Consider the following 15,546-nt stretch of genomic DNA (forward strand, 5'->3'; position numbering starts at 1 on the left):
GATGGGGCGGGCAGGGCGGATTGTTCCTTTTTACGCGATTCGAGTGTTCTTTGTCGCCGCTCGGTCGGCGACTGGCGGGCTCCCGGCATGGCCGCTCCTGTCCGCGTTCACTCGGGTGGGCGGAAAGAATGCTGTGAAGGTGCGCGCTCGCATGTGTCTCGTATGTGTACCGGGTGAGCCTTCCCCCGCGCTTCGGGTGGGCAATCCGGTGGCCGGTTAACTACTCATGCGTAGGAATACACAGCGGAATATGCCGCAGGGGGCCGTGGGACCATTCGGGTCAACCCGGTCGGTCACGGCCGGGTTGACCGTAGGTGTGGTGCGAGTGGACTTCCGCCCCGAATGCCCCCCACGGCCCGCCGTACGCCGTGGTTCACGAGGCGCGGCTACCACTACCGTCGGGTGACGGAGGAGGCGCACACCGTCGTGCGTCCCCCTGTATGCGTACCTCCCCTGCGAAGGTGGGACCTGTGAAGGCCATTCGTCGATTCACCGTCCGCCCCGTCCTCCCCGAACCCCTCTCCCCACTCAGCGACCTCGCGCGCAATCTGCGCTGGTCCTGGCATACCGAGACCCGTGACCTCTTCCAGGCCGTCGACCCCGATGGGTGGCAGGCGGCCGGGGGCGACCCCGTGCGCCTGCTCGGGGCCGTGTCCGCCGCGCGGCTGGCCGAACTGGCCGGTGACCGGCGGTTTCTCCGGAGACTGACCGCCGCAGCCGACGACCTGGACGACTATGTGCGCGGGCGCAGGTGGTACCAGTCCCACGGCGGCGCCCCGGACAGCGGCGGCCCCGGAGGTACGGAGTTCCCCGCCGCCGTCGGCTACTTCTCGCCCGAGTTCGGCGTCACCGCCGCCCTGCCCCAGTACTCCGGCGGTCTCGGCATCCTCGCCGGCGACCATCTCAAGGCCGCCAGCGACCTCGGCGTACCGCTCATCGGCGTCGGGCTGCTCTACCGGCACGGCTACTTCCGCCAGTCCCTCTCCCGCGACGGCTGGCAGCAGGAGCACTACCCGGTGCTCGACCCGAACGAGCTGCCCGTCGGCCTGCTGAGGGAGGCCGACTCCACACCCGCCGTGGTTTCGCTCGCGCTGCCCGGACGGCGCGCGCTGCGGGCACACATCTGGGTCGCGCAGGTCGGTCGCGTACCCCTGCTGATGCTCGACTCCGATGTCGAGGAGAACGGGCCCAGCGAGCGCGATGTCACCGACCGGCTGTACGGCGGCGGCAGCGAGCACCGGCTGCTCCAGGAGATGCTGCTGGGAATCGGCGGCGTACGGGCCCTGCGGACGTACTGCAGGCTCACCGGTCACCCCGTTCCCGAGGTGTTTCACACCAACGAGGGACACGCCGGTTTCCTCGGCCTGGAACGCATCCGCGAGCTCGGCGAATGCGGTCTGGAGTTCGACGCGGCGCTGGAGGCGGTGCGCGCGGGAACCGTGTTCACCACCCACACTCCGGTGCCCGCCGGCATCGACCGGTTCGACCGCGAGCTGGTCGCCCAGCACTTCGGGGACCACGCGGAGCTGCCCGGAGTCCCGGTCGAGAAGGTGCTTCAGCTCGGCATGGAGACCTATCCGGGCGGCGAGCCGAACCTCTTCAACATGGCGGTGATGGGACTGCGGCTCGCCCAGCGCGCCAATGGCGTCTCCCTCCTGCACGGAGCCGTCAGCCGTTCCATGTTCGCCGGGCTGTGGCCGGGATTCGACGCCGATGAGGTGCCGATCACCTCGGTCACCAACGGGGTGCACGCGCCGACCTGGGTGGCCCCCGAGGTGTTCCGGCTCGGCGCGCGCCAGATCGGCGCGGGCCGAGCCGAGGACGCCATGTCCGTCGGCGGCTCCGAGCGCTGGGACGCCGTCGCCGACATCCCGGACGCCGACATCTGGGAGCTGCGCCGCGCCCTGCGGGAACAGCTGGTCCTGGAGGTACGCAGCCGGCTGCACGCCTCCTGGCGGCAGCGCGGCGCCGGTGAGGCCGAACTGGGCTGGATCGACAGCGTGCTGGACCCGGACGTGCTCACCATCGGCTTCGCCCGCCGGGTCCCCTCGTACAAACGGCTCACCCTCATGCTGCGCGACCGCGACCGGCTGATGGAGTTGCTGCTGCACCCGACCAGGCCCATCCAGATCGTCGTCGCGGGCAAGGCACACCCGGCGGACGACGGCGGGAAACGCCTGGTCCAGGAGCTGGTGCGGTTCGCGGACGACCCGCGGGTGCGGCACCGTATCGTCTTCCTGCCCGACTACGGCATGGCCATGGCGCAGAAGCTCTACCCCGGCTGCGATGTGTGGCTGAACAATCCGCTGCGTCCCCTGGAGGCCTGCGGGACGAGCGGGATGAAGGCCGCGCTCAACGGCTGTCTCAATCTGTCGGTGCTGGACGGCTGGTGGGACGAGTGGTTCGAGTCCGACTTCGGCTGGGCCATTCCCACCGCCGACGGCTCGGCCACCGACGACGACCGCCGCGACGATCTGGAGGCGCGCGCACTGTACGAGCTGATCGAGGAGCGGGTGGCGCCGCGCTTCTACGACCGGGGCGGCAGCGGCTCGGGTGGACTCCCTGAGCGCTGGATCGAAATGGTCCGCCGGACGCTGACGACCCTCGGCCCCAAGGTGCTCGCGGGCCGCATGGTGCGGGAGTACGTGGAGCGGCTGTACGCCCCCGCCGCCCGCGCCCACCGGGCCCTGGACGCCGCCACGGCGAGGGACCTGGCCGCCTGGAAGACGCGGGTGCGCGCCGCCTGGTCGCGGGTGGCCGTCGACCATGTGGAGGCGGCTGAACAGCCCGCGGCGGCGGGCCCGGCGCACCTGGGCTCCACGCTCGCACTGCGGGTACGGGTCGCCCTCGGCGAACTCCAGCCGGACGATGTGGAGGTGCAGGCGGTGGCGGGCCGGGTCGACCCCGACGACGCGATCGCCGACGCCCAGGTCTTCCCGCTGAAGCCGACCGGTGCCTCGTCCGACCTGGAGGGGCGCTGGGTGTACGAGGGCCCGCTCTCGCTCGACCGCACGGGCCCGTACGGCTACACGGTGCGCATCCTGCCGGCTCATCCGCTGCTCGCGACGAGCGCGGAGCTGGGTCTGGTGACGCTGCCGACGGAGGCGACGGGGGACGGTGAGGCGGGGGTGCTGCTGCGGTAGGTCTGGGCGGGTCCTTGTCGGGGGCTCCGCCCCCGACCCCCGCGCCTCAAACGCCGGCGGGGCTGGATTCTCCAGCGCGTCCGGCGTTTGAGGAGCTGGGGGTCCCCCCCATGCCCGCCAGGGGATAGGGGGCGGGTCTGGGGGCAGCGCCCCCCAGGAGCCGTCACACGGTAGGCCTCGTCTCCTCGTTGGGAACGTCGACCACGATCGCCTTGGAGGCCAGCCGGCCATCCTTGAAGCACAGCCGGTACGCGGGCGTCGCGGCGTACTTCGCCGAGCGGTAGTACTCGCACGCGCCCGCCCCCGGCGGCTCCGGTTCGACACCCTCGGGCGCGCCGTCCAGCGAGTAGCGCGGCAGGCGCGTCTCGACGTCGGCGCGGGCGTCGCCGACCTGGATGCGGTCGTAGACCTCACGGTCCATGACCGTGCGGGTCTGGCTGTACAGATGGAAGCCGAGCATCAGCACACCCAGGACGCCGATCACCGCCACCGGCACGACGATCGCCTGCACCAGAACGCGCCGTAGCCGTTTCCTGGCCCGGTCGAGCTCCCTCGCGGAGGTGGGCGCTTCCGGACCGGGGGCGGGCGTAGGCGTGGGCGCGCTGTCGCCGGTCAGTGGCAGCCGGGCCGTCACCGCGAAACCGCCGTCCGGGGAGGGGCCGTGGGCGAGGGCGCCACCGGCGAGCCGCACCCGCTCGTCCAGGCCCACCAGACCCGTACCGCTCGCCCCAGGCCGTACGGGTCGGGCAGCGGCGTTGTTGGTGACGGTGACCGTGACCGTCGACGTGTCGCGTACGACCCGGACGAGAACGGCCGCACCGGGCGCGTGCTTGGTGGCGTTGGTCAGGGACTCCTGGACGACACGGTGGACGGCGCGGGACGTCATCTGAGGCAGCGGGTCCGGCGCGTCCGGCGCGTCCGGCGTGTTCGCTTCGGTCAGCTCGACCGCGACCCCGGACTCCCGCGCCCGCTCCACCAGCGCCTTCACCGTCTCGTCCGCCGGAGCGGTCGGCGCTCCCTCGTCGTCCGCGCGCAGTACGCCGATGATGTCCCGCAGCCGGGCGGTGGCGTCCGCGGCTGCCTGCCGCAACTCCCCGGCCGCCGCCCGCTGCTGTTCCCCGAGCGACCGGTCGACCTCCAGGACCGCCGCCCGTACCGCGATCAGCGACAGGTCATGACCGAGCGAGTCGTGCATGTCCCCGGCGATACGGGACCGCTCACGCAGCCGCTCCCGGTCCGCGACCGCCCGCTGCTCGCGCTCCATCCGGTCGGCCAGCTGCCAGCCCGAGCGGATCAGTTCGGCGTACTGGCGGACGTACCGGCCCAGCAGCCAGGGCACGACGACGGCGAAGAGCAGCGTGACCAGCAGCGTGAACCAGGTCCACAGGTTCTCGCCGAGGACGAAGGAAAGCACCAGGCCCGCCGCCGCGACACCCGCGAAGGCGGCGAGCGCGGGCCGGGCGAGCGCCGTTCGCCGCCCCGCGAGATATCCGAAGACGGCCATCGCGACGGTGTACGTGGGGGTGAACAAGTCCGGGCTCTGCGAGGCGCTGAGCGCCACCGCGATGGAGAGCGAGAGCAGCGGCCGGGCGCGGCAGAGCAGCACGGCGACGCCGATGAGCGGCACGCCGACGGCGACGGCCCACCAGGAGCCGCCGTCGTTGGGATCGCCCTTGAGCAGTACGAAGCAGCTCAGCGCCGCCCAGAGGGCCAGGTCGCAGGCCGTGTCCCGGGTCCGTTCTCTCCGCATGCGACCACCTTGCCGGATGGGCGGGCGCCAGGTCCCCCGACGAAAGTGGGGGTCGCTATTGCTCGCCGGTACCGCCGAGACCCGCCTCGTGCGCCAGAATCGCCAGCTGTACGCGGTTCTTGAGCCCAAGGCGGCCGAGGACGGCGCTGACATGGGCCTTGACGGTGCCCTCGACGACGTACAGCTCCGCCGCGATCTCGCGGTTCGAGTGCCCGGCCCCGACCAGCGACACCACCTCGCGCTCCCGGCCGGTCAGCGGCTCAAGCGTCCGCTTCGCCTCGGCCGCCCGCGACAGCCGGCCGCCGCCGAGCTGCGCGATCACGCGCCGCGCCACGTCGGGGGAGAGGAACGCGGCGCCCTCGGCGACCGCCCGTACTCCGGCGATCAGTTCGTGCGGATTCCCGGACTTGAGCAGGAACCCGCTCACCCCCGCCCCCAGCGCCCGCGCGATGTACTCGTCCTCGGAGAAGGTGGTGAGCATGACGAGCACGGTCCCGGGCACGGTGCGGCGGATCTCCTCGGCGGCCTGGAGACCGTCGAGCCGTGGCATCCGGATGTCCAGGAGCGCCACGTCAGGGCGGTGTTTGAGGGCGAGTTCGACGGCCTCGCGGCCGTCGGACGCCTCCGCGACGACCTCGATCCCGGGATCGGCGGAGAGTATCGCCCCCACACCGGCACGGATCATGGCCTCGTCGTCTGCCAGCAGCACCCTGATCATGCGGTCACGATACGTGCACGACGTGGAGGCTGCCCGGGCGCTTGTGCCCCCGGGCAGCCTCCGTACGCCTCAGAGTCTCAGAGGTTCAGAGTCTCAGAGGTTCAGAGTCTCAGAAGGTGAGCTTGACGCTGTTGATGTAGCCGGTGTCCCGTGCCGCCCTGTCCTGGACCCGCAGCTGCCAGGCGCCGTTCGCGACCTCGGACGAGGCGTTGACCGTGTACGTCGCCACGACGTTGTCCGCGGAGTCGGAGGAGCTGAACGGCTTCAGCGGATACACCGTGCCGTCCGGCGCCAGCAGGTCGACCACCAGGTCACCGCGGAAGGTGTGGACGATGTCCACACCGACCTTGAGGGTGGCCGGGGCGTTGCCCGTCCGCCCGGTGACGGAGACGGTGGAGGTGACCGCCGCGCCGTTGTCCGGGATGGACACGTCGGTCGCGCTCTCGTAGACCGTGCCGCCCGGGTCCGGGTCGCCGCCGCCGGGGCGCGCCCCGACGTTGATGCCCGCCCACGCGTCCGTCACGGCCTTGACCTCGGCGCTGGTCGCTCCGTACAGCTCCGTCGCGACCTTGAGGGTGCCGGTGCGCGCGCCCGCGTAGTTAGTCGTGGAGCCGAACTCCTGGGTGAGCGCCTTGAACCAGATCAGCGCGGCCTTCTCGCGGCCGATGCCGGTGACCGGCAGACCGTCGGAGGTCGGCGAGTCGTAGCTGACGCCGTTGACGGTCTTGGTGCCGCTGCCCTCGGAGAGCAGGTAGAACCAGTGGTTCGCCGGGCCCGAGGAGTAGTGGACGTCGATGGAGCCGATGCCCGAGTACCAGGCGTCCTTGGACGAGCCGTCCCTGCTCGGCTTGTCCATGTAGCGCAGCGGGGTGCCGTTGCCACGGATGTCGATCTTCTCGCCGACCAGGTAGTCGCCCACGTCCTGGGCGTTGGCCGCGTAGAACTCGACAGCCGCGGCGAAGATGTCGGACGTCGCCTCGTTCAGGCCGCCGGACTCGCCGCTGTAGTTGAGACCGGCGGTGTTGGAGGTGACGCCGTGCGTCATCTCGTGCGCGGCCACGTCGATCGAGGTCAGCGGCTTGGTGTTGCCGGCGCCGTCGCCGTACGTCATGCAGAAGCAGCTGTCCTGCCAGAACGCGTTGACGTAGGCATTGCCGTAGTGGACCCGGGAGTACGCGCCGACGCCGTCACCGCGGATGCCGGTGCGGCCCTGCACATTCTTGTAGTAGTCCCAGGTGACGCCCGCGCCGTAGTGCGCGTCCGCGCCCGCGGTCTCCAGGTTCTGCGGGGTGCCGTTGCCCCAGACGTCGTCCGTGCCGGAGAAGAGCGTCCCGGTGCCGGACGTACCGCGGTTGAGGTTGTACGTCTTGTGGCTGCCGCGGGTGGTGTCGGTCAGCGTGTACGAGGGCGCGGTGCCGAGCGTGACCTGCCCGCTGTACTGGGTGTTGCCGGTGCCGGTCTCGACGGCCTCGCGCTCGAAGAGCTTCGCGCCGGTGGTGGCGTCGGTGATGACATGCAGCTCGCTCGGCGTGCCGTCGTGCTGGATGCCGCCGACGACGGTCTCGTACGCGATCTTCGGCGCGCCCTGCGCCATCCACACCACCTTGCGCGGCGCGCGGTCGGCCTTGAGCTTGGCCGAGCCCTCGGCCCGTGCCGCGGTCAGCGCCTGCTGCTCGGCGGTGGGGGGAGCGATGTCGGCGCTGATGTCCACGTTCTTGAGGGCCGCCCGGGAGGCCTTGGTGACCGACTCGGTGACGCCCTTGGTCTCGGCGACCACCAGGTCGCCGCCGAGGACGGGCAGTCCGGCGTAGGTGCGCTCGTAGCGGGTGTGGGTGGTGCCGTCGCGGTCCTGGGTGACGTCGCGGACGACGAGCTTCTCCTGGGCGGTCAGGCCCAGTTCCTTGGCGGTCGCCGCTGTGGTGGCGCTCGCCCGGCTGATCAGCTCGGCGCGCTGGGCGGGCGTCAGGCTCAGGGGCAGGGCGCCGGGGTCGGCTGTTCCTGCCTTGGCCGCCGTGGGGGCTGCGGGGGAAGCGGCCGGTTCGGCGGAGGACGTACCGGTCTGGAATCCGACCAGCAGGGCGGCGGTGGCTATGAGCGCTCCGGTTGCGGTGGCGCGCCGGCGAGGCGTGGGTCTCACGCGAACTCCTTCTGCGAGGGGGGACCGGTCGGCTGGGTCGGCCGACCGGGCAGAGCCTGCGGAGCATGTGGTGGGGGGATCGGGGGAAGAGTGGCAGCAGGACAGGGTCTGTGTCAGGAGCGCGTCAAGAAGTTGGCCGGAAATCGTCCGGTGAGTGAAAAGCTGTGTTCGTTAAGCGGACGTTTCGTTGGTGATCACGGCGAATACGTAGCGCGTTCTCCTGGGCGTAAGCCGACGGCGCGGACCGAGGTCGCTCGTGAACCGGTCCCGGCCTTCGTGGCCGCGGCGATCGGCTGGCGTGTGGCTTGTTCTCTACGCTTGTTCTCTGCGGCGCCCGTCCGGCCGTCAGGGAGCTCCAACGAGAGGAATTCCACTCCCGCTGAGCCCCCGCTGAGCCCCCGCTCAGCCCTTGCTCAGCCCACCACGCTTTCGCGCCACGCCCGGTGCAGACCCGCGAACCTGCCGTCCCCGCCGATCAGCGCTTCCGGCGGACCGTCCTCCACGATGCGCCCGTGCTCCATCACCAGCACCCGGTCCGCGATCTCCACCGTCGACAGCCGGTGCGCGATCACCACGGCCGTACGCCCGTGCAGCACGGTGCCCATCGCGCGCTGCACCGCCCGCTCGCCCGGAATGTCCAGGGAGCTCGTCGCCTCGTCCAGGATCAGCACCGCCGGATCGGCGAGCAGCGCGCGGGCGAACGCGACCAACTGCCGCTGGCCGGCCGAGATCCGGCCACCCCGCTTGCGTACGTCGGTGTCGTAGCCCTCCGGCAGGGTGCTGATGAAATCGTGCGCGCCGATCGCCTTCGCAGCCTGTTCGATGTCCTCGCGGGAGGCGTCAGGACGGCCGATCGCGATGTTCTCCGCGACCGTCCCGGAGAACAGGAACGCCTCCTGCGTCACCATCACCACCCCGCGCCGCAGTTCGGGCGTGGCCAGGTCGCGCAGCTCGACGCCGTCGAGGAGAACCCGCCCCTCGGTGGGGTCGTAGAAGCGGGCCAGCAGCTTGGCGAGCGTGGATTTGCCCGCGCCGGTCGAGCCGACGACGGCGACGGTCTGGCCGGCCGGGATCGTCAGATCGAAGCGGGGCAGCACCTCGCCGCCGGTGCGGTAGGTGAACGAGACACCGTCGAAGACGACCTCGCGGCCGGGGCGGCCCGCGCGGCGGGACGGCAGCTCCTTGGGGTGCGGCGGCGAGGGGACGGACGGGATCTGGGCCAGCAGGCCCGCGATCTTCTCCAGCGAAGCGGCGGCCGACTGGTAGGAGTTGAGGAACATCCCGAGCCGGTCGATCGGGTCGTACAGCCGCCGCAGATACAGCACGGCGGCGGCCAGCACACCCAGCGCGAGGGTGCCGGACGCGACCCGGTACGCGCCCCACAGCACGATCCCGGCGACGGCGGTGTTGGCGACGAGCCGCGAGCCGATGACATAGCGCGCCATCTCCAGGATCGCGTCGCCGTTGCGGCGCTCATGGCGGTGGTTGAGGTCGTGGAAGACCGCGTCGTTGGCGCGCTCGCGGCGGAAGGCGCGCACCGGGCGGATGCCGTTCATCGTCTCCGCGAATTTCACGATGACGGCGGCGATCGCCGTGGACCGGGCGGAGAAGGCGACCTTGGCGCGGCGCCGGTAGAGCCGTACGAGCAGATACAGCGGCACGAAGGAGGCCACGGCAAGACCGCCGAGCCCGAGGTCCAGCCAGAGCAGCATCGCCGAGATGTAGACGAAGGCGAGGACGACCCCGATCAGCTCCTGGAGCCCTTCGCTGAGCAGCTCGCGCAGGGACTCCACGTCCGTGGTCGAACGGGAGATCAGCCTGCCCGAGGTGTACCGCTCGTGGAAGTCGACGCTGAGGGCCTGGGCGTGACGGAAGATCCTGCCGCGCAGGTCGAGGAGCGAGTCCTGGTTGATACGGGCGGAGGCGCGGATGAAGGAGTACTGGAGGACGCCCGCGCCGACCGAGCACACGGCGTACGCGACGGCGACGGCGATGAGCGGCCCGTAGTCGTGCGCGCGGAAGGCGGGGACGCCGCGGTCGATGGCGTACGCGACGAGAAGGGGACCGGCCTGGATGGCGGCCTGCTGGAGGAGCAGGAGCAGGGAGGCGCGGATGACGCGGGCGCGGTGGGGCGCGAGGAGTGAGCGCAGGAGGGCGCCGGTGGCGCCCTTGGGGGTGGGCAGGGCGTCCCGGTCGAAGGGGTCGTCGCCCCGGGCGGACCCGGGGGGCTTGGCCTTGTCCCGGGCGGGCTCGGTCGTCGTTGACGTCATCGTGAACTCCCTTCTTCTGCTCCCGACATCAGCCATGCGTACTCGGGGTTCGTACGCAGGAGCTCCTGGTGTGTGCCCACGGCCGCGATCCGGCCGCCCGACAGCAGCGCCACCCGGTCCGCCAGCATCACCGTCGACGGGCGGTGCGCCACCACCAGCGCGGTGGTGTCCTCCAGGACCCGCCGCAGCGCCGCCTCCACGAGCGTCTCCGTATGGACGTCGAGCGCCGACAGCGGGTCGTCGAGCACCAGGAAGCGCGGCTGCCCGACGACGGCTCGGGCCAGCGCGAGGCGCTGGCGCTGGCCGCCGGAGAGGCTGAGCCCCTGCTCGCCGACCTGGGTGTCGACGCCGTGCGGGAGGTCGTCCACGAATCCGGCCTGCGCGATGTCCAGCGCCCGCCGCAGGGCCGCCCCGTCCGCCCCCTCCGCCCCCTCCGCCCCCAACAGGACATTCTCGGCGACGCTCGCCGAGAAGAGCGTCGGCTCCTCGAAGGCCACCGACACCAGCTCGCGCAGCCGGTCCCGCTCCATCGCGGTGATGTCCTGCCCGTCCAGCGTGATCCGCCCGGCGGTCACCTCGTGCAGCCGCGGTACGAGGGCGGTGAGCGTGGTCTTCCCGGAGCCGGTGGCCCCGACGAGGGCCACGGTCTCGCCGGGCCGCACCCGCAGATCGACACGGGCGAGGACGGGCGGGGTGTCCGGGGGAGCGTCCGGGTAACGGAACTCCACCCCCTCGAACAGCAGCCCGCCCGCGTCGCCCGCGGTAGGAATCTCCGCCTCCGCCTCACCGGCGGTCTCCTCCGCCGCGTCCATCACCTCGAAGTACCGCTCGGTCGCCGTCGCCGCCTCCTGGCTCATCGCCAGCAGGAAGCCGATGGACTCCACCGGCCACCGCAGCGCCAGCGCCGTCGACAGGAAGGCCACCAGCGTGCCCGCCGACAGACCGCCGTCCGCGACCTGGATGGTGCCCAGCACCAGCGCCGCGCCGATCGCCACCTCCGGGATGGCCGTGATCAGCGCCCAGATGCCCGCCAGGAGCCGCGCCTTGGCCAGCTCCGTACCGCGCAGCCGGTCCGAGAGCCCCCGGAAGGCGCGCGCCTGGCTCCGGTGGTGGCCAAAGCCTTTGATGACGCGGATGCCGAGCACGCTCTCCTCGACCACCGTCGTCAGATCGCCGACCTGGTCCTGCGCCTGCCGGGCGACGACCGAGTACCGCGTCTCGAAGACCGAGCAGAGGACGACCAGCGGCACGATGGGCACGAGCAACACCAGCCCCAGCGTCCACTCCTGGCCCAGCAGTATGACGAAGCCGACCAGGATCGTCGTCGCGTTGACCAGCAGGAAGGTCAGCGGAAACGCCAGGAACATGCGCAGCAGCATCAGATCGGTCGTGCCGCGCGAGAGCAGCTGACCCGACGCCCACCGGTCGTGGAAGGCGATGGGCAGCCGCTGCAGATGCCGGTAGAGATCGGCCCGCATGGCCGCCTCCACCCCGGCGAGCGGCCGGGCGATCAGCCACCGCCGCAACCCGAAGAGCGCGGCCTCCGCGAGCCCGAGCAGCAGCAGAACCAGCGCACCCAGCCACACCCCGCCGGGGTCGCGCGCGGCGACCGGCCCGTCCACCATCCACTTCAGGACGAGCGGGATGACGAGCCCCAGACAGGAGGCCACGATCGCTATAAAGGCCGCGCTGAACAGGCGCGTTCGGACGGGGCGTACGTACGGCCAGAGCCGCAGCAGTGAGCGCACGGCGGACCGGTCTTCGGCGGCTTCGAGTTTTTCGGGCATCAGCGGCGAGCCTACGGTTCACCACTGACACACTCATCTGGTTTTGGCCCGACCGGCGGCAGGATCAGGTGTTCCAGGCGCCCTGCGCGGCGGCGGTCCTGGCGTAGTCGGAGAAGTCCCGGGGAGGCCGGCCGAGCACCTTCTGGACATCGTCGGTTCGCGTGCTGAGGCTGCTGGAGCGCACCTGCCCGTACGTGCTGACCAACAGCTGCACCCATTCCTCGGGCACGCCCTGCGCGCGCTGTTCGTCCGCGTACGCCTCGGGGGTCAGCGGCACGTAGGGGATGTCGCGGCCGGTGGCCTTCGCGATCTCCGCGACCGTGTCCCCGAAGGTCATCAGCCTCGGGCCGGTCAGTTCGTACGCCTGCCCCGTGTGCCCGTCCTCGGTGAGGGCGGCGACCGCCACCTCGGCGATGTCCTCGGCGTCGATGAACGCCTCCTTGCCGTCGCCGGCCGGCAGCCGCACCTCACCGCTCATGACGGGGTCGTACAGGAAGTCCTCGCTGAAGTTCTGGAAGAACCAGCGCACCCGCAGCACAGTCCACTCAAGGCCCGCATCGCCCAGCGCCCGCTCCGCGGCCAGGACAGGCTCGTGGTCCAGGCCTCCGCCGTCGGGCACGGACAGCAGCACCGCCCGCCGTACCCCGGACGCCGCGGCCTGCCGGGTGAATGCGGCGATGTTCTGCGCCGCCTGCGGGCTACCGAGGTCGGGCGCGACCAGATACATCGCCATACATCGCCGTCACGCCCTGCAGCGCGGGCCCCCAGGTGGCGCGGTCCGCCCAGTCGAAGCGCACCGCGCCGGACCGGGACGCGGCCCGTGCCGGCACCCCCCGCTCCTGGAGCAGCCGCACCACTCGGCGACCGGTTTTGCCCGTACCGCCAGTCACCAAAATCGTCTCGTCAGTCATGTCCTCCAGCGAACCAGTCGGTGGGCTGTGCAGCCATGGCGAGCACGCTCGCTTCCATACGCATTCGTCCACGCTGACCAGCATGGATCCCGTGACCGACCCGCTGACGGACCCGCTGACGGACCTGCTGAACGGCGTGCGGACCAGTGGGGCGGTCTTCAACCGGGCGATCCTCTCCGGTGCCTGGGCGGTGCGCTTCGAGGACGGTTCACCACTGGCGCTGGCCGTGCCCCTGCGGGGCCCGGCGTGGGTGACCCCCGAGGGGGGCGATCCTGTGCGGCTCGGGCCCGGCGATGTCGCGGTGCTGAGCGGCGGCGCACCGTATGTGGTCGCGGACGACCCGGCCACCGAGCCGGACGTGATGATCCGCCCCGGGGGCCGTTGCACGACCCTGGACGGCGAGGACATGAGCGCCTGGCGCCCGACCGGGCCGGGCAGCACGCTGCTGCTCAACGGCCTGTACACCGTGGTCGGCGGCGTGCCCAGCAGACTGCTCGCGGCGCTGCCGCCGCTCGCCGTCGCCCGCGGGGGGCAGGAGGCCTGTCCCGTCAGTCCGGCGGCGTTCGAGAACGTCACCCGCACGGCACCGGGCCAACAGGTCCTGCTGGACCGGATGCTGGACCTGATGCTCATCACCGCCCTGCGCGCCTGGTTCACCCGCCCCGGCGCACAGGTCCCCGCCTGGTATCAGGCACACAGCGACCCGATGGTGGGCCCGGCCCTGCGGCTGCTGCACGCGGACCCCGCCCAGCCGTGGACGGTCGAGACGCTGGCGGCCAGGACGGGCGTGTCCCGGGCGGCCCTGGCCCGGCGCTTCACGGCCCTGGTCGGGCAGCCCCCGATGACGTACCTGCGCGAGCAGCGCCTCGCGCTGGCCGCCGACGTCCTGCGCGAGCCGGGCACAACGGTCGCCGCGGCAGCACGTCGCGTCGGCTTCTCCAGTCCCTTCGCCCTGAGCATCGCCTTCAAGAAGGCACGCGGCATCAGCCCGAGCGAACACCGGACCGCCGACGGATGCCAGGCTTGACAGTGAAACCCGCGGCGAAGTTCCCACGGCCTGTACAACGCCAACTCGCCGAGAAGGTAGAGCCAGCAGGATGCAACAAGTCGGCCTCGCCCGAGCGGACGAAGGTCAGGAGGCCGTCCCATCCCGCCCGGCTGACGTGCAGCGCCGGGCCGCTCTTGTTTCTTGGAGTCGCGGATCAGGATCTCGCCATGAGTCGCAGTTGTTCCCCGTGCCGTCGCTGTACGACGACTTGATCCAGGCGTCTTCCGGGGCCAGTTGGGCGGCTGGAGTGTGAGTATTGATGGCTCTACTACCTTCGCGCTAGATCTTCGAGAAATTCGATGGTGTCTTCCAGGCCAGGAGCCAGCCCCACCATCGCGTTGAACCGGCGGGTGAACCGGTCCACCTCTTGGGGCTTGTCCGAGGTCGACACAGCGCCCCAGGCATTGTCGGTCTGCACCCGAGCCGGCAGCCCGCCGAGATCGCGCGGCCCTCTTCTCCACCTTCCGGCATAGGCGCGGCATCTTCCTCCCACGCACTGCCGGGCTGGGCTGAAGGCGGGCGTGCCGGGTCGCCGTCAGTTCAGCTCCTCCAGTTGCCGCCGTACGTCGGCCGTCAGGGGGTCGTCCGGGCCCAGCGCGCGCTCGCACCGCTCCAGCGTGTCCCGGAGCAGCTCCACCGCCTCGCCCCTGTGCCTGCGGGACGAGGCGTAAAGCTGGGCCAGTCCGCGCATCGCCTCCAGCGTTTCCGGGGCGTCGGGACCGTGCAAGCGTTCCTGGGCCCGCGCCGCCGCCCGTACCTCGTCCGGCTTGTCGCGGTACTCCGCGAACTCGCAGGCCTTGATCAGCTCCTCCCGTACATAACCTGTGTCCGGGTGGTCGGCGCCGAGCGCCCGCTCGGACCGGTCCAGCGTCTCCTCCAGCACCTCCAACGCCCGTAGCACGCGGGAGCCGACCAGCTGGGCCGAGCCCAGTGCGCACGCGGTGCGCAGGGCCTTGGGGTGGTCCGGCCCCAGGGTGCGTTCCACCTCGGCCAGCTCTGCCGCGATCGCCTTGATATTGTCGCGAGACAGGCCCAACTGGTTGAGTGCGTTGGTCATGTCGTGGCCCGCCCGGCGGGTGTCCGGGTGGCGCGGGCCCAGCACCCGGCCGAGATGGGCGGCGGTCTGCTGGAGCAGCGCCAGCGCCGCCACCGGCCGTCCGACCGCCAGATACGCCTCGCCCACGCGCTGGCGCAGCTGGAGCGTCGCGGTGTCGTCGGCCGGCAGCACCGCCTCGTGAGCGGCGAGCACCTCCTCGTACACCGGCAGAGCGCGGTCGGGGAAGTCGAACTCCCAGTAGTCCTCGGCTTCCTGGTAGCGCTCGCCGCGCAGTTCGGGATGATCGGCCAACTGAGACGGCGGCGGTTCGGGCCAGGACTTCGCGGCCTCCTCCACCTCGGCACGCGCCAGCGCCATGAGCTCGGCGGTCTTCTTGTCCAGGCCGTACGGGTTGTCGGCGCTGACCGGGAACCGGCGGCCGACGTAACTCGCGCCGGTCAGCGAACGGCCCAGGGTGATGATGCGGAAGCGGCCCATCGGCCAGACGGGGATCCACAGGACGCAGAAGTACAGCCGCTTGACGACGGAGCCACACCGCGAGCAGGGGTCGGCCGCGCCGTAGAAGATGGTGCCGATCCCGTTGACAGTCACCGTGTCCGGGGCGAGCCACGCGGTGGTCTCGTCCGTGCACGGCCCGCAGAACGGATGGACACCCTGCCGGGCGCCCTGGCTGGTCGGCTCCATGTCGCCCCCCCCGTGACTCGCCGCTGGTTGGCTGGCGAGAA

The 15,546-nt window shown here is 71.4% G+C and carries 8 protein-coding genes and 1 pseudogene; 2 read left to right on the forward strand and 7 right to left on the reverse strand.

The features are described from left to right. The first annotated feature begins 470 nt into the window (after nt 1-470). A complete protein-coding gene (gene glgP, locus ACIHCQ_RS11190; RefSeq protein ID WP_399660410.1) occupies nt 471-3,143 on the forward strand; it encodes an alpha-glucan family phosphorylase in 2,673 nt (890 codons plus the stop codon). Between the two features lie 163 nt (nt 3,144-3,306). Here glgP and ACIHCQ_RS11195 read toward each other — a convergent pair whose 3' ends face one another. The 6 genes and pseudogenes from ACIHCQ_RS11195 to ACIHCQ_RS11220 all read right to left on the reverse strand — a co-directional run bounded on the left by ACIHCQ_RS11195 (nt 3,307) and on the right by ACIHCQ_RS11220 (nt 12,716). Continuing rightward, nucleotides 3,307-4,893: a sensor histidine kinase gene (locus ACIHCQ_RS11195; RefSeq protein WP_399660413.1), complete on the reverse strand. Its 1,587-nt coding sequence runs from the start codon at nt 4,891-4,893 to the stop codon at nt 3,307-3,309. Between the two features lie 55 nt (nt 4,894-4,948). Then, nucleotides 4,949-5,611, reverse strand: coding sequence for a response regulator (locus ACIHCQ_RS11200; protein ID WP_399660416.1), 663 nt, complete (start codon nt 5,609-5,611; stop codon nt 4,949-4,951). Between the two features lie 109 nt (nt 5,612-5,720). Next, nucleotides 5,721-7,748 (reverse strand): M4 family metallopeptidase, encoded by a 2,028-nt coding sequence (locus tag ACIHCQ_RS11205; protein ID WP_399660419.1) that lies wholly within the window; start codon nt 7,746-7,748, stop codon nt 5,721-5,723. 413 nt (nt 7,749-8,161) lie between these two features. After that, nucleotides 8,162-10,018, reverse strand: coding sequence for an ABC transporter ATP-binding protein (locus ACIHCQ_RS11210; protein ID WP_399660422.1), 1,857 nt, complete (start codon nt 10,016-10,018; stop codon nt 8,162-8,164). Then, on the reverse strand, nt 10,015-11,805 hold the full coding sequence (locus ACIHCQ_RS11215; protein WP_399660425.1) for an ABC transporter ATP-binding protein: 1,791 nt from the start codon (nt 11,803-11,805) through the stop codon (nt 10,015-10,017). The genes ACIHCQ_RS11210 and ACIHCQ_RS11215 overlap by 4 nt, the downstream gene beginning before the upstream one ends. A gap of 64 nt (nt 11,806-11,869) precedes the next feature. Next, nucleotides 11,870-12,716, reverse strand: a pseudogene (locus ACIHCQ_RS11220) (NAD(P)H-binding protein). An 82-nt stretch (nt 12,717-12,798) separates the two neighbouring features. Between ACIHCQ_RS11220 and ACIHCQ_RS11225 the strand changes: the two are divergent. Next, nucleotides 12,799-13,743, forward strand: a complete 945-nt coding sequence (locus ACIHCQ_RS11225; protein ID WP_399660427.1) for an AraC family transcriptional regulator — start codon at nt 12,799-12,801, stop codon at nt 13,741-13,743. Nucleotides 13,744-14,299: 556 nt separating this feature from the next. On the opposite strand, the gene ACIHCQ_RS11230 is transcribed toward ACIHCQ_RS11225, so the two are convergent. Then, the gene (locus tag ACIHCQ_RS11230; RefSeq protein ID WP_399660430.1) at nt 14,300-15,505 is read right to left on the reverse strand and encodes a tetratricopeptide repeat protein; all 1,206 of its coding nucleotides are present in this window, start codon (nt 15,503-15,505) and stop codon (nt 14,300-14,302) included. Nucleotides 15,506-15,546: the final 41 nt, after the last annotated feature.

This window comes from Streptomyces sp. NPDC052236 (genome assembly GCF_044548015.1).
GTDB lineage: Bacteria > Actinomycetota > Actinomycetes > Streptomycetales > Streptomycetaceae > Streptomyces.